24 protein-coding genes are annotated in these 25,345 nt (G+C 27.5%); 8 read left to right on the top strand and 16 right to left on the bottom strand.

What is annotated here, in order from left to right; all coding sequences use genetic code 11:
- Nucleotides 1-2: 2 nt before the first annotated feature.
- From GQX97_RS10855 to GQX97_RS10840, 4 genes are all read right to left on the bottom strand, one after another.
- On the bottom strand, nt 3-866 hold the full coding sequence (locus GQX97_RS10855; RefSeq protein WP_157151977.1) for a DMT family transporter: 864 nt from the start codon (nt 864-866) through the stop codon (nt 3-5).
- A 2-nt stretch (nt 867-868) separates the two neighbouring features.
- Nucleotides 869-1,909, bottom strand: a complete 1,041-nt coding sequence (gene lpxD, locus GQX97_RS10850) for a UDP-3-O-(3-hydroxymyristoyl)glucosamine N-acyltransferase (protein ID WP_157151976.1) — start codon at nt 1,907-1,909, stop codon at nt 869-871.
- A gap of 164 nt (nt 1,910-2,073) precedes the next feature.
- Nucleotides 2,074-2,754 carry a DUF305 domain-containing protein gene (locus GQX97_RS10845; RefSeq protein ID WP_157151975.1) on the bottom strand — a complete coding sequence of 227 codons (681 nt, stop codon included), beginning with the start codon at nt 2,752-2,754 and terminating at the stop codon, nt 2,074-2,076.
- Nucleotides 2,755-2,820: 66 nt separating this feature from the next.
- Nucleotides 2,821-4,491 (bottom strand): restriction endonuclease, encoded by a 1,671-nt coding sequence (locus GQX97_RS10840; protein WP_157151974.1) that lies wholly within the window; start codon nt 4,489-4,491, stop codon nt 2,821-2,823.
- Between the two features lie 184 nt (nt 4,492-4,675).
- Here GQX97_RS10840 and GQX97_RS10835 point away from each other — a divergent pair, with 184 nt between their 5' ends.
- Nucleotides 4,676-5,257 carry a thymidine kinase gene (locus tag GQX97_RS10835; protein WP_157151973.1) on the top strand — a complete coding sequence of 194 codons (582 nt, stop codon included), beginning with the start codon at nt 4,676-4,678 and terminating at the stop codon, nt 5,255-5,257.
- A 1-nt stretch (nt 5,258) separates the two neighbouring features.
- On the opposite strand, the gene GQX97_RS10830 is transcribed toward GQX97_RS10835, so the two are convergent.
- Nucleotides 5,259-6,140 (bottom strand): fumarylacetoacetate hydrolase family protein, encoded by an 882-nt coding sequence (locus GQX97_RS10830; RefSeq protein WP_157151972.1) that lies wholly within the window; start codon nt 6,138-6,140, stop codon nt 5,259-5,261.
- A gap of 245 nt (nt 6,141-6,385) precedes the next feature.
- Here GQX97_RS10830 and GQX97_RS10825 point away from each other — a divergent pair, with 245 nt between their 5' ends.
- From GQX97_RS10825 to GQX97_RS10800, 6 genes are all read left to right on the top strand, one after another.
- On the top strand, nt 6,386-7,033 hold the full coding sequence (locus GQX97_RS10825; protein ID WP_157151971.1) for a hypothetical protein: 648 nt from the start codon (nt 6,386-6,388) through the stop codon (nt 7,031-7,033).
- 156 nt (nt 7,034-7,189) lie between these two features.
- The gene (locus tag GQX97_RS10820) at nt 7,190-8,143 is read left to right on the top strand and encodes a peptidylprolyl isomerase (RefSeq protein ID WP_157151970.1); all 954 of its coding nucleotides are present in this window, start codon (nt 7,190-7,192) and stop codon (nt 8,141-8,143) included.
- A gap of 87 nt (nt 8,144-8,230) precedes the next feature.
- Nucleotides 8,231-8,545 carry a 50S ribosomal protein L21 gene (gene rplU / locus GQX97_RS10815; protein ID WP_013244526.1) on the top strand — a complete coding sequence of 105 codons (315 nt, stop codon included), beginning with the start codon at nt 8,231-8,233 and terminating at the stop codon, nt 8,543-8,545.
- A 6-nt stretch (nt 8,546-8,551) separates the two neighbouring features.
- Nucleotides 8,552-8,908 carry a ribosomal-processing cysteine protease Prp gene (locus tag GQX97_RS10810; RefSeq protein ID WP_157151969.1) on the top strand — a complete coding sequence of 119 codons (357 nt, stop codon included), beginning with the start codon at nt 8,552-8,554 and terminating at the stop codon, nt 8,906-8,908.
- On the top strand, nt 8,898-9,152 hold the full coding sequence (gene rpmA, locus GQX97_RS10805) for a 50S ribosomal protein L27 (RefSeq protein ID WP_013244528.1): 255 nt from the start codon (nt 8,898-8,900) through the stop codon (nt 9,150-9,152). Before GQX97_RS10810 ends, rpmA begins: the two co-directional genes overlap by 11 nt.
- A 111-nt stretch (nt 9,153-9,263) precedes the next feature.
- The gene (locus tag GQX97_RS10800) at nt 9,264-9,668 is read left to right on the top strand and encodes a YbaN family protein (RefSeq protein ID WP_157151968.1); all 405 of its coding nucleotides are present in this window, start codon (nt 9,264-9,266) and stop codon (nt 9,666-9,668) included.
- Nucleotides 9,669-10,504: 836 nt separating this feature from the next.
- Here the strand turns inward: GQX97_RS10800 and mnmA are convergent.
- The 5 genes from mnmA to rpoN are packed head-to-tail and all read right to left on the bottom strand — an operon-like array spanning nt 10,505 to nt 15,130.
- Entirely contained in the window at nt 10,505-11,566 is a 1,062-nt protein-coding gene (mnmA, locus tag GQX97_RS10795; RefSeq protein ID WP_157151967.1) for a tRNA 2-thiouridine(34) synthase MnmA, read from the bottom strand.
- A 33-nt stretch (nt 11,567-11,599) separates the two neighbouring features.
- Nucleotides 11,600-12,550, bottom strand: a complete 951-nt coding sequence (gene hprK / locus GQX97_RS10790; RefSeq protein WP_157151966.1) for an HPr(Ser) kinase/phosphatase — start codon at nt 12,548-12,550, stop codon at nt 11,600-11,602.
- The gene (locus tag GQX97_RS10785) at nt 12,550-13,014 is read right to left on the bottom strand and encodes a PTS sugar transporter subunit IIA (RefSeq protein WP_157151965.1); all 465 of its coding nucleotides are present in this window, start codon (nt 13,012-13,014) and stop codon (nt 12,550-12,552) included. The genes hprK and GQX97_RS10785 overlap by 1 nt, the downstream gene beginning before the upstream one ends.
- Before the next feature lie 41 nt (nt 13,015-13,055).
- On the bottom strand, nt 13,056-13,838 hold the full coding sequence (gene hpf / locus GQX97_RS10780) for a ribosome hibernation-promoting factor, HPF/YfiA family (protein WP_157151964.1): 783 nt from the start codon (nt 13,836-13,838) through the stop codon (nt 13,056-13,058).
- A 20-nt stretch (nt 13,839-13,858) separates the two neighbouring features.
- The gene (rpoN, locus tag GQX97_RS10775; RefSeq protein WP_157151963.1) at nt 13,859-15,130 is read right to left on the bottom strand and encodes an RNA polymerase factor sigma-54; all 1,272 of its coding nucleotides are present in this window, start codon (nt 15,128-15,130) and stop codon (nt 13,859-13,861) included.
- 150 nt (nt 15,131-15,280) lie between these two features.
- Here rpoN and GQX97_RS10770 point away from each other — a divergent pair, with 150 nt between their 5' ends.
- Nucleotides 15,281-16,666, top strand: coding sequence for a sodium-dependent transporter (locus GQX97_RS10770; RefSeq protein ID WP_157151962.1), 1,386 nt, complete (start codon nt 15,281-15,283; stop codon nt 16,664-16,666).
- Nucleotides 16,667-17,046: 380 nt separating this feature from the next.
- Here the strand turns inward: GQX97_RS10770 and GQX97_RS10765 are convergent, their stop codons facing one another.
- The 6 genes from GQX97_RS10765 to GQX97_RS10740 all read right to left on the bottom strand — a co-directional run bounded on the left by GQX97_RS10765 (nt 17,047) and on the right by GQX97_RS10740 (nt 25,129).
- Nucleotides 17,047-20,220, bottom strand: a complete 3,174-nt coding sequence (locus GQX97_RS10765; RefSeq protein ID WP_157151961.1) for a DUF4132 domain-containing protein — start codon at nt 20,218-20,220, stop codon at nt 17,047-17,049.
- 20 nt (nt 20,221-20,240) lie between these two features.
- The gene (locus GQX97_RS10760) at nt 20,241-21,080 is read right to left on the bottom strand and encodes a hypothetical protein (protein WP_157151960.1); all 840 of its coding nucleotides are present in this window, start codon (nt 21,078-21,080) and stop codon (nt 20,241-20,243) included.
- Between the two features lie 63 nt (nt 21,081-21,143).
- Nucleotides 21,144-21,980 (bottom strand): ankyrin repeat domain-containing protein, encoded by an 837-nt coding sequence (locus GQX97_RS10755; RefSeq protein WP_157151959.1) that lies wholly within the window; start codon nt 21,978-21,980, stop codon nt 21,144-21,146.
- A 323-nt stretch (nt 21,981-22,303) separates the two neighbouring features.
- Entirely contained in the window at nt 22,304-23,014 is a 711-nt protein-coding gene (locus GQX97_RS10750; protein WP_157151958.1) for a uracil-DNA glycosylase family protein, read from the bottom strand.
- A gap of 2 nt (nt 23,015-23,016) precedes the next feature.
- Nucleotides 23,017-23,928, bottom strand: a complete 912-nt coding sequence (locus tag GQX97_RS10745; RefSeq protein WP_157151957.1) for an S-adenosyl-l-methionine hydroxide adenosyltransferase family protein — start codon at nt 23,926-23,928, stop codon at nt 23,017-23,019.
- A gap of 238 nt (nt 23,929-24,166) precedes the next feature.
- Nucleotides 24,167-25,129, bottom strand: coding sequence for a class II fructose-bisphosphate aldolase (locus tag GQX97_RS10740; RefSeq protein ID WP_157151956.1), 963 nt, complete (start codon nt 25,127-25,129; stop codon nt 24,167-24,169).
- Nucleotides 25,130-25,345: the final 216 nt, after the last annotated feature.

The following is a 25,345-nucleotide window of genomic DNA, read 5'->3' as shown; positions in this document are numbered from 1 at the left end:
TTTTAAGCTTTTATTTTTGATGACATTATCATAAATATAGTGGACATTACAATTAGTATTGAACCAAATAATATATTTATGGTTAATGTCTCATCATAAATAAAAATAGAAGCTATCACTGTAGTTGTGGGTTCAAACATATTTAGTATTGAGGCAAGTGAAGAGCCTAATTGTTTTACACCATAAAGCAAAAGACCCAAAGAAAATATTGTACAAAGTAAAGATATGGCAATAAAATTATTAAATACATTTATGCTGTCAATCATTTTTAGGCTATTAGTTGATATTCCCCATATAAAAAATACTATAGATACAAATAAAGACATATAAAAAAGTGAAACCATAGTATCAAGTTTAGCAAATGAAGCCTTTTTGTTTGATATAATATATACTCCATAAGTTACTGTTGTTATTAAAGCATATATTACCCCCTTAAAAGATTCTACTTCAACAACCCTAGTTAAAAGCACTATTCCAACAACAGCAGAAATTACAGATAGTATTTTTAGTATATTAATTTTTTCTTTGTAAATTATAGCCATCAATATAATTACTACAACAGGATATCCAAAGTGAATCATATTGGTAAGCCCTGCAGATATATATAATAGCGATAGAGACAAAAAGAAAAATGTTAAACCAAGCCCAACGATGCTAAATAAAATTAATTCTAAAAATTGTCTTTTATCTATTTTAAAACTTTTTTTTCTTATGAGTATTATAAAAAATAAAAAAATAGCAGTAAAAGCATATCTATAAAAAACTATAGCCACGGATGAATAATTTTCTCTTATAATATTTTTTGTAAATATTGGAAGAAAACCATAGGCAATAGATGCTATGATTACTAATAGTACATTAATCATTTTTACTTAGCTCTTCTTATCTTAACATCAAAACGCTCTTCTACCAAACTAATTAATTCTGGAAGTTTTTGCTCTGCTATCATTTTTAATTTTTCTCTGTTAATATTTTGAGCAGGAGAGCCAAGCATAACAGAGTTTGATTCTATTTTCACATTAGACATAACACCACTTTGTCCGCCCAATATAACTCTGTCACCCAAAGTAACATGGTCAGCCAAACCAACCTGTCCTGCAAGCACACAATGATGACCCAACTTACTGCTTCCTGCAATTCCAACTTGCGATACAATTATAGAATGCTCTCCAATGTCACAGTTATGAGCAATTTGAACTAAGTTGTCTATTTTTACGCCCTCTCTAATTATTGTAGAGCCTAAAGTAGCTCTGTCTATACAAACATTAGCACCTATCTCAACATCGTTTTCTATTAAAACATTTCCCCTTTGAGGAATTTTCATCTGCTTTCCATTAACTTCAAAAAATCCAAAACCATCATTTCCAACAACGGTAGATGAACCTATTATAACATTGTTTTTTATTATGCATCTGTCATGTATAGAAACGTTTGAATGTATAAGGCAATTCTCTCCTATTTCAACATCATCTCCCAAAAATACTCCGCTCTCTATTACACTGCCTTTAGCTATTTTTACATTCTTTCCAATATGGACATTATCTCCTATATATGTTTCTTTATCTATTTTTGCATTCTCTTTTATAACAGCAGTACTTTCTATAGTGCCTAATGGATATTTTTTATCTTCAAATAAAATATAAAGAAGTTTTATGAATGCTTCTTTGGGATTTGGATGAATAATAGCAGTTTTGTTTTTAAAATCTTCTATAGTGTTTGCCAAATCCTCTCTTAAAATAATTGCATTAGCTTTACTATTTAAAGCAGCTTCTATATATTTATTATTATCAACACAAACTATAGAGCCTTCTGATATATCATTAATTGGAGAGAGAGTTGTTATATTAACATTGTCATCTCCTAGTATTTTTATAGCATTTAAAAATTTAGCAATATCTTTAATATTCATATTTGCTCCATTTAATATTAAAAAATTATTAATTATTATTTAATTTTATAAATAAATATATTTTTTTGCAAATTTATATTTTTTATTATATTTTTTTAAATAAAAAAACGCCATAGATAATAAAAAATCCATAGCGTTTAATATTGTCTTATTTACTATTTTTTTTATTTTGATGTTAATGAAGTTAATAAATTATTCATATCTGCTATTTCTTTTTCTTGGTCAGTTATTATTCTATTAGCTATTTCTTTAATTTTATCATCTTTTGTATATGATAATATTTGCTTAGAAGCATCAACTGCAGCCTGATGATGAGGTATCATTCCTTTAAGAAAATCTATGTCATTATCTGCAGTAACTTCTATCATAGACATTTCCATCATCATATCATTCATAATCTTCTCTGCCTCATTTCCAAAAGCTACAGTGTCTATATCGCTATAATCTGTATTTTTTGCTTTTAATTCTTCTACTAAAGCTTTAAACTCTTCTATCTCTTTCTCTTGAGCTTTTATAATATTATTAGCTAAAGTTTTTAGAGTTTCATTTGTAGTAGTTTCAAGAAGTATTTTAGAAGAATCTATAGCTCCTTGATGATGAGGTATCATATTAACTAAAAAATCAACATCTATATTTTTAGTTTTCTCAAAAGCCTGAGCCATCATAGGAGCATGCATTGCATCTATGATTTTAGAACCAGAAGCATTATGAGCTGCATGTGCATTATGAGCATTTTCTGCTGTATTGTTTTGAGCAATATTATTTTCTGAATCTGTTTTTTGAGTGCAAGAAACAGTAAAAACTAACATCATTATAATAGTAATTAAAGTTAAAAAAATTTTCATTATATAAATATCCTTTAATAAAATTCACTATTATAACATCTTAATTATATAAACCGTAAAAATAAATTATATAGACTCATCTTTTAATAAATTATTAAATTGTGCCCTAGAATAAACTTCTATTCTATCATTATGAAGTACATAACTTTTAGCACTGCTTGTAAGATCCACAGGTACAATTAATATTCCATTTTTAGCCCCAGCCTCAGAAACAAGCATTAAAAAGTCTCTAATCATAAGCTCTCCAATCTCTACATTGTTCCATCTTTTGAAAGATATTAGAGTTAAATCTTTTTTGCTGCTTTTCATGTTGTATGCTAAATAATCTACTTCATCTCCGTAACTGTTTTTTCCTTTTTCTCCTGTGTATTCCTGAACTATTGAATGTGATAATTTGTTTCTTATTATATTTTGACAAACCTTTTTAAAATCAAATATGCTCATTTTAAATATTTTATCTATTTTATTGGTGGTTGTAAATTTATTTGGTTTATCATCATTTACAGAAATTTTTAATTGATTTAATACCGCATCAACATTAAGTGTAGGCCTTGCATCTACTAAAGTTGATAGATAATCAAAATCTATAAAAGAAGCTTCCCATAAATTTATTGTTTTATCCCAGAATGCTGTTAAATCTTTATCTATATAATTTTCAAAGTTGTCGTTTTTGTATTTTTGTAGAGAATATGAGCCGGAATCTTTTATTTTATTTAATTGATCTGATGCTTTATATATTTCAGATAAATAGCTTAATATTTTATCAACATCATAAATATCAAATTCTTTTAAGTTAAATGATTTTATATTTCTAAAAGCTTGTATAGAAAAATCAATATCTCTTAAAAAATATGAATAGAATGCATAGTCAAATATTAAAGCAGATATTTTTTTGTCAAATTGAGGAATTTTATATAATGAGTATATTTTGTTATAATATTCTTTAAATAATTTGCTGTCGTCTAATTTATATAATACAAATAAATATACTTTGTTTAAATAAAATATATAATTATCATCGTGGAATTTATCTGCAAGTGTTACCTCTAAGAAAGATTTTGCTATATTAATTTCTTCAGATATTAAATAAAGTGAAATTAAAGATTTAGCTATTTGTTTAGATGTTTCTTTGTTTCCTTTTTCTTTGTTTACTCTTTTGTATAGTGTTTCTAAAAATGCGAGAGATTTTTTATAATCTTTAACTTTATAAAAAGCAAATGCTGCCGCTTTAATATCATCAATATCAAACTCTTCTTTTGCAGATAATACCTTAGAAAAATAATCGCAAGCTATTTTAAAACTTCCTTCATAAGTTAATATAGTAGCTGCCTTTATAGCATATTTTGTATTTTTAGGGTCTATCTTAAAAACAATAGCAGAATATTTTAATATATTTTCTCTATTTCCTAATTCAGAATATTTTTTTTCTAATTTTTTAGCAGCTTCAAGCTGAGCCTTTCCTCTTAAGTATCCTATATCCATTAATTGTTCATATTTTTTTAAAGCCTCTTCATTCTCTCCAATATTCTCTTCTAACATTGCAAGTTCATATATTGCCTCATAGTCATTTTCATCTTTAGCAATTCTTTTCTTTAATTCTAATATTCTCTCTTTGCTTAATTTACCAGATACTTTTCCTACTTTATTATCTTTGTTTGCAATTATTTTTTTTATTAAGATAAATGTAAGAAAAGCTAATACTATTAACGTTATTAAATATACAACTATATTATTCATAAATTATCTTTTTATCCTTTCACTATTTTTCAAAAATATTTTATATCATTTTTTATTTTAAATAAAGTGTAATTTACAAATATTTTACAATTGTATATTTCATAGTTATACTTGCAAAAAGTGTTTTTTTTGATAAAATCTATTTAATTTTTTACTAATTAACTATATTGGGTTTTATATTTCTATGAATTATTTAATAACGGGTCCTATGTTTGCTGGAAAATCTAAATATTTAATAAAGAGTTTGGATTATCTCCTTATGGAGAAAAGTGATATTAAGATATTATTTATATATCCTAATATTTCTTATAGGGGATATTTTTGCAGAGATAAAAATGTTGTGTTTGATGAGAGAATAGATATTATCACAGAAGAAGAATTAGAAGATAAATTTGCCGATATAGAAAATTATCTATCAAATTATGATGTTATAGGTATTGATGAGTTTTGCTTTTTAAATAAAACTTCTGATTTTATTAAATTAATAAAAGATTTATCAAAAAACAATACTAATATTGATTTTTACATAGCTTCTTTGGATATGGACTTTAAGAGGAATTATTGGGAGAGTGTGAGCAGCCTAATAGAAGAAGATTTAATTGATGTGCATATAAAAGTGTTTGGTAAATGTGATTGCGGAAGAAAGGGAATATATTCAAAAAGAATAATAAAAGATGTTGATAGAATTGTGATAGGGGATGATATATATAAATGCGTATGTAGGTACTGCTATGAGGGCGAAGATGAAGTTAAATTAAACTTATAATTTATTTAACATAATTAGTTAGCTCGCCAATATTTTCTATGTAGCAAGTTATCTTATCTCCAGTTTTCATATATTTAGGAGGCTTAAAGCCCATACCAACCCCAGAAGGTGTACCTGTAGCTATAATATCTCCTGCTTCAAGAGTCATTCCCTTAGATACATCGCTTACTAATTCATATATATTATGTATCATGTTTTTTGTATTTGAGTTTTGTCTTATTTCATCGTTTAGAGTTGATTTGATGTTTAGGTTATTTATATCTTTTATATCATCTTTATATACAATGCATGGCCCCATTGAACTATAAGTATCTAAACTTTTTCCTTTATACCACTGAGAATGCTCTTTTTGTATTTTTCTTGAAGATATATCATTAAAAATACTATATCCAAATATATATTCATTTACTTCTTCTATTTTTATGTCTTTTGCTTTTTTGCCTATTATTATAGCTAATTCTACTTCATAATCTAAAGTTTCATCTAAATCTAATCTTGCATTTATATTATGATTATGCCCTATTATATAAATGGCTCTTTTAGAAAAGTATACTGGCTTTGTGTTTTGCACATCATTAATATTGTTTTTTACTTCATTAATATGATCCTGATAATTTACTCCCACACATATAATATCATGTATTGGTTTTGTTATAGGAGATAGTATTTGAATTTTTTCTATTGAATAAGTTTGCTTAAAAGAGTCCATTTCTTTTTCTAATTTGTTTAGTACATCTTTATTACAATTTTCAATAAAATTAATCATATTATAGTTTTTAAACTCTGGTATAATATCTGCTATAGGTATAACACTTTGCTCATTTTTAGTTAAAATTCCTATAGCTTCTGTGTTATTCCATTCTAAAAAAGATACAAATTTCATGTTGTTCTCCAAAAAAACTTTAATTAATTATAATAAATAGTTGTAGTTTTTCAAGTATAATGAAAAAAAATTAAATTTTTTTAGTTTTGTTGTAGATGTAATTTATTTTTATGAAAAAAATCCGATAAATATATGTAGTATTATTATTATATTGAAAGCCTATACAAAATTTAATACTTGACTAATGGGTTAAATATTATTATACTTTAATTAAGTATAGGTAATTAGTATTTTAGGAGACAATGATGAAAAAACTAATTTTAGCAATCTTTTTAGTGAGTTTTAGTACAGTTTTTCCAGCATTTGAAGTTGATGTTGTAGGACAGCTTAGTGCTGTAACTGGATTTCCAATTTTGGATTCTCAGACTGTAAAAATTAATGGATCAACAGAAGTAAGACCAGACCTTTCTGTTCAAATAGGATATATGCTTCCTATGCAAAATGGTTTAAAAGGTATAAGTCTTTTAGGTGATGTTGGAATAGAACAAACTACTATAGGTATTACTTACCCCGGTGATAAAAAAGTAGTTAATAAAGAAAGTGGTTTAAGTATGGGATTGGGTTTTACAACTAAGTTTGTAATCGGTAATGTTAATAGCTTAATTCCTAGAGACACAGTTTTGGGTGTTGGAATTGGTGCTAAAGCTTTAATATATGCTCCAAATATAGTACTTACTATGACTCCTCCTCCTATAAGTATTTATTTAAAAGCACTTGTAGAGCAGAGATTCTTTATATCTAGACAGTTAGCTTTTATAGTTGGACTTAATTTGTATGTAGACTATATGATTCCTGCTACTTATAAGGTTGATCAGTTATTTATGGGTTATTTTGTAACTAGTTACCTCGATTTGGGTATAGGTCTTAGCGTAGGACTTCACTTCGGTAATTAATTTTTATTGTTAAAATATATTTTAGGGGCTGTTAAAAAATAATAGCCCCTTATTTATTTTTTTTGATAATATATTATAATTCTATTCTATAATATTATAAATTCCTTTTTATGATTTATTTTCAATTTGGTTAATAATTATATATGGGGGAGAATATTGAAAAAAAAGATTTTACTTATTTTATCTGTATTCATTTTTTACAGTAATTTTTTATTTAATGATGTGGTTAATAGTATAGTTGGAGTTGTGGGTTCAATGCCTATTACTTATGAGGATTTTGTAAGTAGGAAATCTTTTTTATCTCTGCAAGCTAGGTCTATTGGTAAAAAAATCAATGATGATATGGTTTATAAGGATTTAGTTGAAGAGAGAATAATGTATTTGAAACTTCAAGAATATAATTATGTAATAGAAGAAAATGATGTAAGCAGGCGTCTTGAAAATATTGCTAGTCAGTATAATCTTACTTTAGATCAATTTGCTAAGCAATTAAAAGCAGAAGGTATATCCTATGAAGAATACCGCAATTCTATCAAAAAACAAATAGCTATGGAGAATTTAAGCGGCCTTGTTGTTAATAATACAGAAATTACCGATGCTGAGGCAGATGAGTATTATAATAACAGTAAAGATAAAACAGCTTTTGAGGTGGATACTTTAGTAAAACTTTCTTGGATATTTTTCAAAGCTACAACATTTACAGAAAAAGGTGAAAAACAGGAGTTAGCTGACAGAGTGCGTGTTATGGCAGTAAGAGGCAATGATTTTGCTGAGTTGGCTAAAAAATATAGTGATGATGAAAAAACAAAGAATTATGGCGGAGATTTGGGTTATAATCTTTTATATGATGCTGGAAAACGTTCACTGCCTGCACAGGTAAATGCAGGACTTAATTTGGCAAAAAGAGGGTATAAGGTAGGAACTGTTAGCTCAGTGCGTGAGTTAGTTGGTAAGGGCTTTTATATAGTAAAAATAGTAGAAATACAAAAAGATATGGACAGCATTCGCACAAGAGTAAAAAACTATCTAAGTGAGATTCGTATGAGAGACTCTTTTGTAAAATGGCTCGATGATGAAACTAAAAGAGTTACTATAAAGTTATATAAATAGTGTTGACAGAATTGTAAAAATATAGTATAATTTATTACTCATGTAATAGTAGAAATTTAAAATTAATATAAATGGAGAAAAACCATCATGTATGCAATAGTAGAAGTAAAGGGAAAACAATACAAAATAGAAAAAGGTCAAGATATCTTAATAGAATATTTGGGCGATGATGCTAAAGAATCACCAGAAATAAAAACACTCCTTCTAAAAAAAGATGATGAAAGTGTAGTTGTTGGTACACCTTATGTAAATGGAGTAAAAATAAGTTCTAAAATAGTCGAAAGCTTAAAAGGTGATAAAGTAGTTATAGGTAAACACAAAAGAAGAAAAGATTACAAAAGAAAAACAGGTCATAGACATAAATATCATAAAATCACTATAGAAGATATTACTTTAGCTTAATATATAATGTCTTCTTTATTCAGTGTTGTTTATAATAGTGATGGTGTTATAATAAAAGTTACTATAGAAGGGCATGCTGGAATAAAAAAGTCTGGTGAAGGTTATGAGGTATGTATAGCTTTGAGTGCTTTATCTCAGGCTATGCTAAGAGCTCTTACTGAAATAGTTGGCAGTAAGAGTATTAAACATAAAATTAATGATGGATATTTAAGCTTTGAATTGATTGGGTTTGATAAACTTGATAGAGAAAAAGCTTATGAGTATATTACAGTTAGTAGAGGGTATTTACTAGGTATAAAATCTCTTATTAAAGAGTATCCCGACTATGTAAAATATAAAGAGGAGTTAAAAAATGGCACATAAGAAAGGTGGCGGAAGTTCAAAAAATGGACGTGACAGTCAATCTAAACGTTTAGGTGTAAAAGTTTATGGTGGAGAAAAGGTTGTATCTGGTAACATTATAGTTAGACAAAGAGGTACACAATTCCATGTTGGTAAAAATGTGGATATAGGCAGAGACCATACTATTTTTGCAACTGCTAATGGTGTTGTTAAATTCCACACTAATAAGTTTGGTAAAAAAACTATAAGCGTAATAGCTGAATAATAATATTATACACTAAAATATATTATTTTTTTATTAATATCCTATTCTTTATTTTAAGAGTGGGATATTTTTGTTTATTTGTTATATTTAAACCAAGAGGATAATTGTTTTATGAGAATATTATTTATAGTTTTAGGCTTTATATTTCTTGGGGTAGGGGCTGTTGGTATAGTTGTGCCTATTTTACCTACAACGCCGTTTTTACTCTTGGCTTCATTTTTCTTTGCTAAAGGCTCTAAAAGATTTCATGATTGGTTTTTATCTACAAAATTATACAAAAGATATTTAGAGAGTTTTGTAAAATCAAGAGCTATGACTCTAAAAGGAAAATTAACTATACTTATACCTGTAAGCTGCATGCTTATAATTACATTCATTTTAGTAGATAATATATATGCACGTATAGTTTTGATAATATTATTCATTTCAAAATATGTTTATTTCTTCACACAAATAAGAACAGTTTCAGAGGAAGAGTTAAGTAAGATGCGAATAAGCTATCAAGAAGAGGAATGATTGTTTTAATATATACTAAAAATTTTTAAGTTTATAAAAAATTAGTTTTATTTAATATTTGCGGTGGCTAGCCCACGCACCCCCAGTTCTTTTGCGACCGAAGGAAGTACCCTTGTGGCATGGCCAAAAGAACCAAAAAGACTGCATTTTTTAGTAAAATATAAATATTGTTTTTATTAATAGATATTGAAGATATATAAATTTGTACTTTTTGCAACTTTGACGAAGTCCACAGAGTGTAGCTACGGGAAAAAGTTGATAAAAAATAATTGTTTCAATATATTTTAAATTTTTTATTTTAATTATTTGCAGGGCTTTGCCCCGCACCCCACTTCTTTTACGACCGAAGGAAGTGCCTGTGGTATTGGTATAAAAGAAGCAAAAGAACTGCAATTTTAGCTAAAATATAGGTATTATCTTATATTCTTTTATATATTCATAAGATATTAACTATAGTATATGCGTTTTTTGCAACTTTTTGACGAAGTCCGCACCGCGAGAGCGACAAAAAAGTTGAACAAAAACAAATACTTATAATAATAAAACATAATTGTTTAATTATATACTAAAAATTTCTAGTTTGTGGTGGCGTTGCCCCCTGCGAAGCGTGCCCTTAGGGTACACGCCCCTAGTTCTTTTACGACCGAAGGAAGTACCCTTGTGGCATGGCCAAAAGAACCAAAAAGACTGCATTTTTATTATGAATTTTATAATTTAATTGTACATTAAAATGCACTCCTCCGCACGACTAAGAAGTTATAATTAAAGCATAGCATTACCGTGCGGCAAGGTGGTACAGCTCGTACACGGGAAAAAGTTGAATAAAAATAATTGTTTTAATATACAATTCCGCCGCACAATGTAATCTCGCCGTCATAGCAAACGCATGATTGTCCTTTGGCTACTATACCTGTAGGCTCTAAAAAATGTATGTCTATTCTGCTGTCATCTATTGGCACTACATTAGCCATAGTACCTTTATGTGCACTTCTTGTTTTTACTAATGCTGTAAACTCTTTTTCTCTTTTGTTTACTATCCAATTTATGTCATATATTGTAACTTTGTCTATAATGGTGTGATTTTTATTTCCAACATAAACTGTGTTAGTGCTGCTGTCTAATGAGATTATAAAAAGAGGCTCTTTATATGCAATACCAAGTCCTTTTCTCTGCCCAACCGTATAATGCCATATTCCATTATGATGCCCTAATATTTCATTAGTTTCTATATGTACAATATTTCCTTCTAAATCTTCATCAAATAACCTATGATATTCCCCAGCAAAAAAATCTTGACTGTCATTTTTTTCTGCCACATCAATAAGGCTATATTCTCTTGCTAAGTTTCTTGTTTCTTCCTTAGTCATTTCATACATAGGAAACATTATTTTTGATAATTGCTCTTGAGTTAATCTATATAAAAAATAAGATTGATCTTTTATATGATTTTTACCTCTTAAAAGTATATATCTTTTTTCCTCTTCATCATATCTCACACCTGCATAATGCCCAGTAGCAAATTTATCGAAAGTTAAACCGCTTTTTTCTATGGCATCAAATAAAGCCATAAACTTAATTTCTCTATTACACATTATACAAGGGTTTGGAGTGAGTCCTTTTTTGTATGAATCTTTTACATAATCTATTACTTTTTTTTGAAATAATTCACTAACATTAAAAGCATAATAATCAATGCCAATTTGAGCGGCATATTTTTTGCATTCTTCTACCACTTTGTTTTGATAAGGACCATAACAAGAACCACTTAAAGGAGCTCTTTCATCACCGTCCCAAAGAAGCATAGTAACGCCAAAAACTTCATTACCTTGTTCTTTTAAAAGTTTTGCCGTTGTTGTAGAATCTACTCCCGCACTCATACCAACAGCTATTTTTGACATATATTTTTAATCCTTTTTAATATAGATATGTTTTTATGAACCTTTTTTTTGCATAGCTTCTATTAAATCTTTATCTAATTCTTTAGCACTGTTGTAGCCCATCTCTTTTAGACGCAAATTCTTAGCAGCAGTTTCTATTAATATACATATGTTTCTTCCGGCACGTACAGGCAATTTTATATAAGGTATTTCAGTGTTTAGTATATTATAAGTTTTATCATAAAGCCCCATTCTGTCATACTGCTCATCATCTTTCCACTGTTCAAGCTCAATCACCAAATCAAGCCTTTTTTTATCCCTAATGGCACTCATACCAGAAAGCCTGCTTATATCTACTATTCCAATACCTCTCACTTCCATTTTATGCTTAATAACATCATGTTTTTTACCAATAATCCTACCGTCTTTTAATTTCTTAAACTCAACAGTATCATCTGCTATAAGCCTATGACCTTTATATATAAGCTCTAAAGTAGCCTCACTCTTACCAACACCGCTTTTACCTAATATTAAAATTCCAACACCAAAAMCCTCAACAAGCCCGCCATGAACTCTAAATGATTCTAAAAACTCTTCTTCTATTAAGTTTTGCATAGATAATACAAACTCATTAGTAGGAATCTCTGTAACAATAACACATATATTATTTTTTTTAGCAATTTCTATAAAAGATTCAGGCGGAACAAGCCCATAAGTAAATATACATATAGGAATCTTGTAAGAAAGCATCTCTTCAAATATATCAGTTTTATTTTCTTTGTCTAAAGTTACAACATAATTTCCTTCGCCCTTGCCAAATATCTGTATCCTTTCAAAGGCAAAGTCCTGAAAATATCTAAATAATGCCATACCGGGTCTATTGACATCGCAGCTATATATTTCGTTTTTCATGCCAATTAAACCCGTTAATCTTCTTATTTTTAATATGTTATTTCTATTTTCGTTGATTTCAAGGAATTTTTCAACATTTATTTTTTTAGGCATTATAATTTCATTTCCTCTTTAGCGATAAGAGATATTATATCTTCATTTTTTTCTGTATTTATAAGCTTCTCTACAAAATGACTATTATCTCTAAGTATTTTAGCTATTGTAGTTAGCACTTTTAAATTTTCTGATGCCGAATCTTTAGGCGCAAGAAGCATAAAAACTATAAATACTTTTTTCTTATCTACAGATTTATAATTTATACCATTTTTGATTGTAGCAACTGTTAAAACTATCTTGTCTACAGCATCAGTCTTGGCATGCGGAATAGCTATACCGCTTCCAACCCCAGTGCTCATAAGCTTCTCTCTAGCCATAATCGAGTGTTCTGCTTCATCTTTGTTGAGCAAAAGCCCGCATTCATTAAGTCTTTCTACCATTTTAGAGAGTAAACGTTCTTTATCTGTCTCTTGAACATCTATCATTATTGCATCTTTGTTGATATAGTCTATCAAGCTCATTTTTATTAAGCCCTCCAAAATAGTATTAATTTATAAAAAAATTATAACTCAAATATTCTTATTAAAGTAAAAGATATATCTGATTCCTTATATAAAGCCTCTACCTGACCAGTAACACTGCTTACATATACTACAAACTTTTCATTGTTGTTTTCTGTTAAGTAGTTTACTGCCTCACTCACATTATATTCTTTTAATTCATATTTTTTGCTTGAACTAGCATCTATATTATTATCGCTAGTTAAACTAACTTCATCTATATTCCAAGAATTATTAGAATCATCGCTCTCGTATATTTCATAAGTCTTAGAATCATTTCCTTTAAATAGATAAGAAGGATATTTACCTATTTTTACGCTATATAAATCTTCTTCTCTCTTTATAGGGAAATAAGCAAGATACGGCCTTTTATCATGATTAAATATAACAAGAGCATCTACTTCATCTAAAGGTTTTTCATACAAAGATAATGTGTTTATAGAATAAGAAGCATCATCATCATCAGTTTGTACGCTTTTATCAACTACAGCTCTTTGAGTTTTATCTATAGTTTTCTCTTTAGATTTTCTAATTTTTCTTTCTATTTTTTGGAACATTGTATCTATTGCTGCATACAAGTCTTTTTCTTTTTCTTTGTCATGGAATACTTGTTTACCAAAAGTAATAGTACCTTGAACTATATATTCTTCATGTATATGTTCACAGATGATATTAGCATCTATTATTCTATCAGAATGAACTTTTATATTTTGCATCTTATTAGCTATATGTTCTCTTACGTTTTTAGTGATTCTCACGTTTTTACCTATGATGTTTTGATGCATAAAATTTTCTCCTTTTGTTTTCATAATATTGACGATGAAAGCCTATATTTAGCAACAGTTCTTCTTGATATGTCAATACCTTCGCTTTTCAATATCAGCCTTATTTTTTCATCAGTCAATTTAGCAGGGGAGTCTTTTATTATTCTTTTTATTATTTCTTTTACGGCTCTTGATGATATACCACCTTTAAGCTCTTTAGAAAAGAAATATTTTATAGAGAAAGTGCCCCAAACTGTGTTTAAATATTTACCATTAGATATTCTGCTTATTGTAGACTCACTTAAAGAGACTTCTAATGATAAATCTTGCAATTTTAAAGGTTTTACAAACTCTTTTCCATTTTCAAAGAAAGGAAGTTGAAATTTTAATAGCCCTTCGCCAACCTTTAACAGTGTTTTTTTTCTTTCATTGGCAGCATTTATTAAATTTTCAGCCATTTTCTTTTTTTCTTTCAAAAAGTTTGTATCTTCTCTACTATTTTTCCCCTCATTTATTAGTTTACTATATTTTTTGCTAATTTTCAAGGGCTTTATAAAGCTTTCATTAGTTTTTACTACCCACTCATTGTTTTCTTTGAATATAAAAATCTCAGGCACTATATATTTTATAGGTGTGGTATCGTATTCTCTTGCAGGGTAGGGCTCTAATGTTTGTATTATTTTTAGAGCTTCAAGTACTTTATCTTTAGTGATATTCATTTCATTTGCTATATAATCATAATTCTTCTTTCCAAGCTCTTTTAAGAAATTTTCTACTATTTTTATAGCTATTTCTTTTATATTATCTTCTATATCTTCTCTTGATTTAAGCTGTATAGATAAACATTCTTCAATATCTTTAGCACAAACTCCTAATGGGTCAAAGGTTTTTAATATGTTAATAATTCTTTGTATATCTTTTATATTGGCATTCAAAGTTTCTGCTATAGTTTCGTATGGTGTTTTTATATATCCGTCTTTATCTATAAAACTGCATATATGTTCTGCTAGTTCTATATCTTTTTTGTTACCCAATGCTATGTTTATTTGTGTTTTAAGGTGTTCGAATAAGCTTTCACCTTCGCTTTGAACTGTATTTTCTATAATATTATCAATATCTTTATTACTACTGCTATAATTTTTAAAATCATATTCCAAGAAAGGGTTTTCTTCCATTTCTTTTTCTATCTTTTCTTTTAATTCTATTGCGGGCATTGATATTACATCAAGCCATAATTTGGTTTGAGCGTTTAATCTTAATTCATGTCTTAATTGAGTTTTTATGTTTGTAGATAAATTGATAGATGAGCTCATAAAAAAAGTATATAACACTAAAATTTTTTGTCAATAAAATGTATATTAAAAAGCATTAAGTATTGATTTTATTTGTTTTATATAATATCATACTTCATTATTATATATAGAAATATAATGTTTTTTAATGTTTTTATTGGAGAACTATTTATGAAAGAGAGAGAAAAACTTGGCAGCAGATTAGGGTTTATACTTGTTTCGGCTGGTTGTGCTGTAGGTATGGGTAATGTTTGGAGATTTCCTTATATTACAGGTCAATATGGCGGTGGTGCTTTTGTTGTACTTTATATAATATCTATAGTAGCATTTTGTACTATACCTATGATTATGGAGTTTGCTGTAGGAAGAGCCGGCGGACATGATATATCTAATTCTTTTCTAAAACTAGAGAAAAAAGGTCAGCATTGGCACAAGATAGGTTATGTTCAAATTATTGGTAATGTGCTTCTTATGTTATTTTATACTACTATATGCGGTTGGTGTTTAGCTTATTTCTATTTTACTTTAACTGGTAAGTTTACTTCATTAGGTGCGGATCAAATTGGAACTTTCTTTAATGGAGTACTTGGAAGCCCTTCTACTTTAGTTTTGTGGATGGGGGTTAGTGTATTAATAGGTATATTAATTTGTTCTTTTGGTCTTCAAAACGGAGTTGAGAGAGCAAGTAAGTTTATGATGATATCTTTATTTGCTTTGCTTATAGTATTAATAATAAGAGCTGTAACTTTAGACGGTGCTGTTGAGGGTTTAAAATTCTATTTGGTTCCTGATTTCAATAAATTGTTTGGCGGCGGATTTTCTGGTTTTATTGCTATATTTTATGCTGCTATTGGTCAGGCTTTCTTCTCTCTTAGTGTTGGTCAGGGAGGAATGGCTATATTTGGAAGCTATATAGATAAAAAACAAAGATTAACAGGGGAAGCTCTTATAGTAGTTGCATTAGATACAGCAGTAGCTTTACTTGCTGGGCTTTTAATATTCCCTGCTAGTTTTGCTTTTAATGTTAATCCCGGTCAGGGAGCTGGCTTAACTTTTGTTACTTTGCCTAATGTATTTAATTCTATGCCTTTGGGAAGATTATGGGGTTCTTTATTCTTCTTATTTCTTGCTATGGCTGCTCTCACTACTATAATTGCTGTATTTGAAAATATATATTCTTTTGCTATGGATAAGTTTGGATTATCAAGAAAAAAAGTTTCTGTAATATTATTTTTAGTAGTGTTCTTTGGAAGCTTGCCTACTGCTTTAGGTTTTAATGTTTTATCACATATTAATCCTTTTGGCGAGGGTACAGTAATACTTGATTTATTAGACTTTATAGTAAGTAACAATATACTTCCTCTTGGTGCTTTGGTTACTTTATTCTTCTGTACTAGAAAGTTTGGTTGGGGATTTGATAATTTTCTTAAAGAAGTTAATACTGGTGAAGGAGTTAAATTCCCTGCATATTTAAGACTTTACAGCAGTTATATTATACCGCTTATAATACTTGCTATATTTGTTTATGAATATTTAAATAGATTTGTATTGAAGTAAAGATTTCTTTGATATTGTTAAGATTATAAAAGATAGTACTTATAGTAGTGCTATCTTTTTTTATTAATTTTTTTAAGTTTATTAAATTTTTTCTTGTTCTTTTTCCCGTAGCTCGCACCCATACCTAAAGGTACTTCTTTCAGTCGCAGGCACTCCTTTCAGTCGCGGTGCGGACTTCGTCAAAAGAACAAAAAAGTGCAAATGTTATAGCTTTTTATGTTTGGAATATGTATAAACTATATTGTAATACCAACATTTTAAGCTAAACAATGCAGTTCTTTTGGTTCTTTTATACCAATAAAAGAAGTGGGGTGCGGGGCAAAGCCCTGCAAATAATAAAACAAAAACTTATAATTTTTTAGATATATACTGAAAATCTTTTATTCGTATAACCCCAACGATAAATAATATAGTATAGAACTAACAAACTTTTGACTAATTTCAAATGGATTTATCTTTTTGCCTAATCTCTCATTCTTCTCAAGCTCATAAAACTCTATAGAGCCTAAAACTATCTCTTCTCCATAAGCATAAGCATTAATTTTACATACTATTTTTAATATATCATCAAATATCATATATGAAGCATTGTCATTAAAATAAGTGTCTCTTATATCAAGCTCTCTGCATAGTTGATTTATATATGAAGTGTCAATTTTAAATCCTTCAAATATTATAATAGAATCATATTTTACATTCTCTTCTTTTAATGTTATAACATCATTCATAAATTGATTAATTGGCTGTTCTATATCATAAAGTTCAAATTGCTCTTTCCACTTATAAAATTTTTCTATATCATCATCAATTATATGATATATTCCAATATAGCAATTGTCCGGAAGTTCATACAATTCATCATCTGCCGTTACAAATGCTCCATCTTCCATATATCTAAAAGAATCTATTAAAACATTGTTTTCATCATAAACTCCCCAAACAAATGAGAGTGTAAAATAACGCATTATTGGATTATATATAAATACTTCAAAGAAAGTTTTATAATTCCATTTTCTGCCGTTTATTAAGGCTCTTGTTAATTTTATTTTCTCATAATTAATTATTTCTTTTAATGTTTTTTGAGTGTGTAAAAAATCTTCTTTTACTTTTTCTAATTCTTTATCATTTTCTGTTTCTGGAAGTTCTTTAATTATTGAAGAGTTTTGCATATCAAATATTTCTAAATATGAATCGCTTAATAATTGTAATTGAAAACTTTTGTTACCATAATTTATTATTTTTTTTCCTTCTGCATCAAATCCAAAATTGGGGAATAATCTTTCAAAGATGTTGTCTATATTTGTATTTAATATTTCTGATGCATAGATAAGTATTTCTTTTATGTTGTTTTTTATTTCTTTGTTATTACCATATAGAGCGAATTTATTAATCATTTTTAATGCTGAAGTTTTGCCGTTTATAGCGATTGATTGCATTGTATATAGTATTAATTGAGTTTTAAAACTATTATTCCAATCTATTAATAATTGATGAAGTTTTTCTATACGGTTTTCATCAGCATATATTGCATAAGGTGTTATTATTTTTATGTTGTCTTCTATTAGGTTATTGTTTATAAAATATTCCACTACTTTTTCAACAGTGTCTATAAAAGATTTTCTCTCTATAAACTCCAATATTTTCTCTACATCTTTTATTTTATTAGGCTTCTCTATTTTTAAAAATTCATTTAATATATATTTTAATACTTTAATATCTATGCTTGTGTTATCTTGAGAGAGAATATTGTAATATATATTATTATCCAAAAAATCTAATAATTCATTTTCTGTATAATAATAATCAACATAATCATAAATCTCTTCAATACTATTAAAACAAAAATCCTCTTTGCTGTAATTCCATTTTTTTAATATCTCTTTAAACTCTTTATAATTATCTAAATTATCCTCTACATATTGTCTATTTAACTCTTCGTTTTCTAAAACGATGTTTAGGGAATATTTTTTTATCTCTTCATTATCAGTATTTAAAATATTATAGACAATACTATAATCATCAAAATTATTTTTTATATAAATTAATTCCAAAAAATCAATCAATGCATAACTTTTATTTAATACTATATTTAAAAAATCTATATCTTTAAATGCTTCTTTAATCTCATAAGGATAGTTATTTAATAATTCTGTAATATAGTGAGATTTAAATATATATATTGGGTAGCTATTAAAATAAGCTATTAGCAAATCTTTTATGTTTATACAATATTCTTTTACTATGTCATATATATTTTTATTAAATAAGTTTATATTATTTTTTACAATTACAGGAATCATTAAGTTGTATGGAAAAGATTCTAATACAGTGTTTACAATTTTTTTAGCATTGTCATTACTTTTATAATACCAATTAAAAACATTCAATAAAAATATTATGCGTTCATTAAACTTAATAGTTAAATCATTTTTATATATTTTTAGAGCATTAATTAAATCATATATAGTTTTGTATTTTATATGCTTAATATTAAAAAAGTCTTCCAATTCTTTTTCTAAAGATTCTAAAAAATAATTTATGTTATCAATATTACTATTTGTTATTAAATTAAATATTGTTATTAATTCTATTGCATATTTATTATTGTCTGAAAGTTTTAATACTTCATATATTTTATTGAAAGTCTCTTCATCATATTTTTTTATTTCTATGAGTTCTGAATATATTTTGTTATAGTTTAAGTGTATATTGCTGTTTAAATATTTAATTAAAAAAATTATATAGTTCTCTGCATTTGAATCTATTAAATAGTTTATATAATCATCATAATTATTAAAATCAAAGAAGTATTTATTTTCTATTGGAAGTCTTGATATATAAATAAAATCTGCTATAAGTTTTTTGTTATTTTGCTCTAATTGTTTTAATAACTCTACAAATTTATTTTCTATTTTTTTGTTTTTATCTATTATAATGCTAACAGCAAGCATAGAGTCTAGTGTATTTATATTATCCAAATATTCTGAAATTCTATCTATATATTTTTCATTTTCGTTATTAAGATAATATCCAATAACTAAAGCCATTAATGGTATTATTATATTGTCATTGTATTCTTTGTAGGCTTCTTCAAATGTTAGTTTATATACGTTTTCAATATAATTGTTTATATAGTTTGGAAAATATTTATATGCATTATCAAAATAAATAAAAATATAAAATTTCCTTTTTAGTATCTCTTCATCTGAAATATTACCTTTATTATAATTTATTATTTTTTGATAATTTATTGTTTTTAATATAGCATCTTTTATTTTTAGACCTGCTATAATATTAATAATAAAAGATTCAAATATATAAATATTGTCTATATCATATAATGAAATAATTTTAAATAGCCTAATTATATAATCATTATCATCATCTTTTTGAAAGTATTTTTCTACTATTTGAGAGTATATAGTTTTGTTGTTTGATATATTATTTTTATTTATTTTGAAGTTTATAATGTCTGTTTGTTTTAATACATATTGTTTAATATCTTCTTGATTGTCTTCAAAAATATAATCAATATAATCTTCTATTTTTTTCATAATATTAAACAACTTATATTTTAGTCTATTATAACTGTAACTTTACAATTTCTAATAGCCTCTTTTAATTTTGGTGCACTTAATATAATGCTTGCATCTTCATTTCCTATTACCAAATCACTTGCAAATCTTCCTCTAGTGCTCCAAGCTACTATATTATATGGTTTTCTGCCTGTAAAATTTGTATATATTTGATTAGTTAAAAATGAGTTTGTAGAATATTTTATATATCCATTAGTAGAGGCAATTTGTTTATTTATATAAGCAATGTCATAAATAGCATCACCATTCTCATTATATATTGTAGGAAATAAAGAAGGCTTGAAACCTATTCCTCTTGCATCTATTACAAGCCCATCATAATCAGTACCCGCATCAATATATGTTACTATTGGTGTAGTCTTATAAGTATTCATATTTTGTATGAAGTTTGACATTAATTGATTAGTGATAATATCTAAAGCCATTAATACTTTAACGCTTGTTCTGCTAGGATAGGATACGCCTAAAAGTCTTGCATTATTAACAAAGTCCATAACATCTTCTCTTAATTTGTCATTTTCTTCTATAATGTTATAAACTGTATAATCGCCATTAACTATAATATTACCCAAAGTTTGATAAAGAGTTCTAAAAGTTTCTTCTTCTGCCTGTTCTTGAAGTATTAATAATGCTTCTGGGTGTAGAACTTTATCTGTAAGAATATCTGCAGTGGCATCAGCATATATTGTATATGTTGTATAATCTACTCTTCCTATACCAGTATTTATTAATATATTATTATCTCCAATATTGGAAGTAGACTGTGCAAATAAAAATATGTTTATACTTATAAATAATAAGATAACTTTGATATTCATTATATTCTCCAATATACTGCAAATATTTTCGGTTTATATAAAAAATACTTAAAGACATTTTTATTATTCATCATTATATAATTTTTGTAAATAGTTAGATACATTTATCTTGTTATTATATTTTAATACTTCGTGAGGTTTTAGGCCTATTGAATTTCTGCTTTTATAATCTATGTCATTGTAAATTAAATATCTAGCCATCTCTATTTTTGTCGCATAAAATATGGCATTCTGTCCCCAATCATCTTTTTCATTAATATCTACTTTTACTTTTTCTACTAAATATTTTACCAAGTCTAAATTTTCACTTTCAACTGCATACATCAATACGTTTTTGCCTAAAATATCTTTTTGATTAATATTGCTTTTTTCTTTTATGAGTAATTGCACAGACATAATATTGCCTTTTTCTGCGGCAGTGAGAAGTGCTGTTTTTCCTTTATTGTCTATAGCATTTACATCTGCATTGTTTTCTATAAGAAGATTCAATATATATGGATAGTCTGCTGATAGTATCAAAGCGTTTTCACCATTTGAGTTTGTAATATTTATTTCTGCTTTTTTATCTATTATATAATCAACTAAATCATAATATCCTATTGATGAAGCTTCCATTAAAATAGTGTTGCCGTTTGTGTTTGTGGCATTAATATTTCCGCCTTTATCAAGATAGTTTTGAAGATTCATTATTGTATCTCTTATTTTGTATGAAGGGTTTATATAGTCAAATATAGTTGGTTTTGTGGGGGTGTTTGTTTTTTTGTTTTCTATATGTTTCTCATTATCGTTTGTGTAATATTCTTTATATTCGTTTGCATCAAAATCATCAGGCAGTAGATAATCAAATTCTTGAGTGTATAAACAAGCACTTAAACAAAATAGTAATATTATTCTTTTCAAATTTGCTTCCTAATAAAAAAGTTTATATCAAAACAAGTATATTTTGTCATATAAGTTTATTTTATTCAACTTTTTCCCGTAGCAAAAAGTACAAATATTTTATCTTTATATGTTGGAATATGTATTAAGTATGAAATGATACTTGTATTTTATGATAAAAAATGCAGTCTTTTTGCTTCTTTGGGCCATACCTAAAGCTACTTCCTTCGGCCGCAAAAAGAAGTAGAGGGGTACCCTATGGGTACGCTTCGCAGGGGGACTAGTCCAAAAATATAAAAACAAAATTGATAAACTTAAAAATTTTCACTATACATAAAATATAATTATTTTAATTTTTCTAATTCTCTTATCATAAACTCCAAATCTTCTATTACTTTTATTTCTTCTTTTTGATTTCTTAATATGTAGGCAGGGTGATATGTTGCAATAACTGGTATATTTTTATAATAGTGAATATTGTTTCTCACCCTTCCAAAAGGAGTTTTTAAATCAAAATCTACCAAATTAGAAAAGCCATGTCTTCCCAATGCACATATAATTTTAGGATTTAATATCTCAAGCTGCTTTGTAAAGAACTCTCTGCAATTATCTTTTTCTTCTAAAAGAGGGTCTCTGTTTTCAGGCGGACGGCATTTTAAAGCATTCATAATATAGTAGTTTGAAATGTTTAGCTTTTCAATCCACTTATCCAATAATTTACCAGCTCTGCCCACAAATGGAAAACCTAATCTATCCTCATCAGCACCCGGAGCTTCTCCCACAAATACTATATCAGGTTTTTCGTCTCCTCTTCCAAATACCACATTTTTACGGCTGTTGCATAAAGCCTTGCATTTCATACATTTAGTTATAGTTTGATATAATTTCTTTAACTCTTCATTTTTTATTTCTATATTCTGTATTTCCATCTGTGCTCCATTAGTTTTTTTGAGATGTTTATTTTTTATTATTATCTTTTTATTTTTATCAGAGTGAATAGTATCGAAAAATTTTATTTTGTTTGTATTTAAGAGATATTGTTCTATTTTTGTCATAATCATTCATTATTTTTTGTAATTTCCATGCTCCAATTTGGTCCGCTATATACTTTATATCTTTCAGAGAAATTGCCCATATTAACAGCTACAGAAAAATTAAGCTCAGAATTAAAATAAGCCATATTTTCATTTTCAGGCACATCACCAAAAGTATTTACAAGCATAACATTACCAGTCCATACAAGCTCACTATAATTATATATTTTTACATTAAGAGTATCACCTATATTAACTCCATTATCAAGCATTAACTTGCGAGGAAGCGATGACCATACATTGCCATATTGAATATCAAGCACAGGTATATTAGCATAAAAAACTCCATTCTCATATTTAGCCTTTTGATATTCAATTTTTGTTATATTAGTTCCTAAAGATTGACCAACTTCTCTAAATGTAATTTGTTTAGAAGCAAGCTTAGCACCAGTATAAACATAAACATCTCTTCCGTGGAATGTGTATGATTCAGCTGAGTTTGTAAGTCTATTTTTAGCCTCATCAATTTCTCTTACCTCTTCTATACCTAAAGACTCTGCAACAAAAGTTAAAGTACCATTATCTGGAGTAACAAAGTAATAATTATTTTTAGTTTTCATAACAACCGATTTTCTGTCAGTGCCAACACCCGGGTCTACAACACTAACAAACACAGTACCCTCAGGCCAATACCTAGCAGTTTGGTCAAGTCTTAGAGCAGCTTCCCATATATTGTATGCAGGTATTTCATGTGTAAGGTCATAAACTTTTAAATCTTTATCCACACTAAGAGCAACACCATACATGCTTGCTACAGCATTATCCTTTCTTCCAAAGTCTGTTTGAATTGCAAGAGGAGATTTATTCGAATTGTTTTGATTAGTGCAAGACATTACAAAAAATATTGCTAATATTGATATAATAACTTTTTTCATTTTTATACCTATAATAATTCTTAAATGTTGTTGTTAAATAACATTTTTTATTGTATAAAATCATTTGCTTTAACAAAAAATTAAGGGTATAAGAAAAACTTACACCCTTAAACAATCTTGTTTATTTAGCTTTAGCATTAAGAGCATCTTTTTGTCTTTTGATTCTTCTTAAAGCTCTTTTGCGTTTCACTACTTTTCTATGTTGTTTTCCCACAGTATATATCTCCTTTAATTTTTATTATATTTTACCATTTGAACCTAATACATTCATTATTTTATGAATATAAAGTTTTTTCATTTCATCACGAGCAGGACCTAAATATTTACGAGGGTCAAATTCTTTAGGGTCATCATGGAATACTTTTCTAATAGCAGCAGTCATAGCAAGTCTTGAATCACTATCGATGTTGATTTTACAAACTGCACTCTTAGAAGCTTCTCTTAATTGCTCTTCAGGAATACCTATAGCATCATCAAGTTTACCGCCGTATTCATTAATCATTTTAACATATTCTTGAGGAACACTTGAAGAACCATGAAGTACAATAGGGAATCCCGGAATTTTTTTCTCAATTTCTTTAAGAATGTCTAATCTTATTTGAGGGTTTTGACCGGGTTTGAATTTATAAGCACCATGACTAGTACCAATAGATATAGCAAGTGAATCAACACCTGTTTTTTTAACGAAATCTTCTACTTCTTCAGGCTGAGTATAAGTATGATGTTCAGCTATAACATCGTCTTCTACACCAGCAAGTACACCCAATTCTCCTTCAACAGTAACATCATATTTATGAGCATACTCTACAACGCTTCTAGTAATTTCTACGTTTTTGTTGTAATCATAATGGCTTCCGTCTATCATAACAGAAGAGAAACCATATTCAATACAGCTTTTACAAAGTTCTAAGCTATCACCATGGTCAAGGTGTAATACTATAGGTACATTAACGCCTAATTCTTTAGCATATTCCACAGCTCCTTGAGCCATATATCTTAATAATGTTTGATTAGCATATTTTCTAGCACCAGAAGATACTTGAATAATAACAGGGCTTTTAGTTTCTACACAAGCCTGTACTATAGCCTGAAGTTGTTCCATATTATTAAAGTTAAATGCTGGAATAGCATAACCGCCGTTAATAGCTTTTTTAAAGAGGTCTCTGCTGTTTACAAGACCTAAGTCGGCAAATTTAACCATATTTCACTCCAATTAATAAAATATATTTTAATGATATAACAAAAATAATAATTTTTCAAGTAAATATATGTTTTTTATATTAGGTATGAAATTTTATATACAACCCCGCCCTCTATGTTTTTTGAAATATTTTTAGAAAGTGAGCGGCAATTATATTTATTGTTTAATTAGAAATGTCAGCCCCCACCCAAGTTTTTATTTGTTTTAAAGCCTGCT

The organism is Brachyspira sp. SAP_772 (assembly GCF_009755885.1).
In the GTDB taxonomy this organism is placed as follows: Bacteria; Spirochaetota; Brachyspiria; order Brachyspirales; family Brachyspiraceae; genus Brachyspira.
Note: the sequence above shows the minus strand (reverse complement) of the source record. Positions and strands in the feature narration are given on the sequence as shown.

Coding starts and splice junctions, on each gene's coding strand:
- hpf (WP_157151964.1), bottom strand. CDS start 13,838: ATGCATCAAAACATCATAGGTAAAAACGTGAGAATCACTAAAAACGTA.
- lpxD (WP_157151976.1), bottom strand. CDS start 1,909: ATGAATATTAAAGATATTGCTAAATTTTTAAATGCTATAAAAATACTA.
- rpmA (WP_013244528.1), top strand. CDS start 8,898: ATGGCACATAAGAAAGGTGGCGGAAGTTCAAAAAATGGACGTGACAGT.
- rplU (WP_013244526.1), top strand. CDS start 8,231: ATGTATGCAATAGTAGAAGTAAAGGGAAAACAATACAAAATAGAAAAA.
- GQX97_RS10840 (WP_157151974.1), bottom strand. CDS start 4,491: ATGAATAATATAGTTGTATATTTAATAACGTTAATAGTATTAGCTTTT.
- mnmA (WP_157151967.1), bottom strand. CDS start 11,566: ATGTCAAAAATAGCTGTTGGTATGAGTGCGGGAGTAGATTCTACAACA.
- GQX97_RS10845 (WP_157151975.1), bottom strand. CDS start 2,754: ATGAAAATTTTTTTAACTTTAATTACTATTATAATGATGTTAGTTTTT.
- GQX97_RS10835 (WP_157151973.1), top strand. CDS start 4,676: ATGAATTATTTAATAACGGGTCCTATGTTTGCTGGAAAATCTAAATAT.
- GQX97_RS10770 (WP_157151962.1), top strand. CDS start 15,281: ATGAAAGAGAGAGAAAAACTTGGCAGCAGATTAGGGTTTATACTTGTT.
- GQX97_RS10760 (WP_157151960.1), bottom strand. CDS start 21,080: ATGAATATCAAAGTTATCTTATTATTTATAAGTATAAACATATTTTTA.
- GQX97_RS10750 (WP_157151958.1), bottom strand. CDS start 23,014: ATGACAAAAATAGAACAATATCTCTTAAATACAAACAAAATAAAATTT.
- GQX97_RS10830 (WP_157151972.1), bottom strand. CDS start 6,140: ATGAAATTTGTATCTTTTTTAGAATGGAATAACACAGAAGCTATAGGA.
- GQX97_RS10855 (WP_157151977.1), bottom strand. CDS start 866: ATGATTAATGTACTATTAGTAATCATAGCATCTATTGCCTATGGTTTT.
- GQX97_RS10800 (WP_157151968.1), top strand. CDS start 9,264: ATGAGAATATTATTTATAGTTTTAGGCTTTATATTTCTTGGGGTAGGG.
- GQX97_RS10810 (WP_157151969.1), top strand. CDS start 8,552: ATGTCTTCTTTATTCAGTGTTGTTTATAATAGTGATGGTGTTATAATA.
- GQX97_RS10740 (WP_157151956.1), bottom strand. CDS start 25,129: ATGGTTAAATTTGCCGACTTAGGTCTTGTAAACAGCAGAGACCTCTTT.
- rpoN (WP_157151963.1), bottom strand. CDS start 15,130: ATGAGCTCATCTATCAATTTATCTACAAACATAAAAACTCAATTAAGA.
- GQX97_RS10825 (WP_157151971.1), top strand. CDS start 6,386: ATGAAAAAACTAATTTTAGCAATCTTTTTAGTGAGTTTTAGTACAGTT.
- GQX97_RS10785 (WP_157151965.1), bottom strand. CDS start 13,014: ATGAGCTTGATAGACTATATCAACAAAGATGCAATAATGATAGATGTT.
- GQX97_RS10765 (WP_157151961.1), bottom strand. CDS start 20,220: ATGAAAAAAATAGAAGATTATATTGATTATATTTTTGAAGACAATCAA.
- GQX97_RS10745 (WP_157151957.1), bottom strand. CDS start 23,928: ATGAAAAAAGTTATTATATCAATATTAGCAATATTTTTTGTAATGTCT.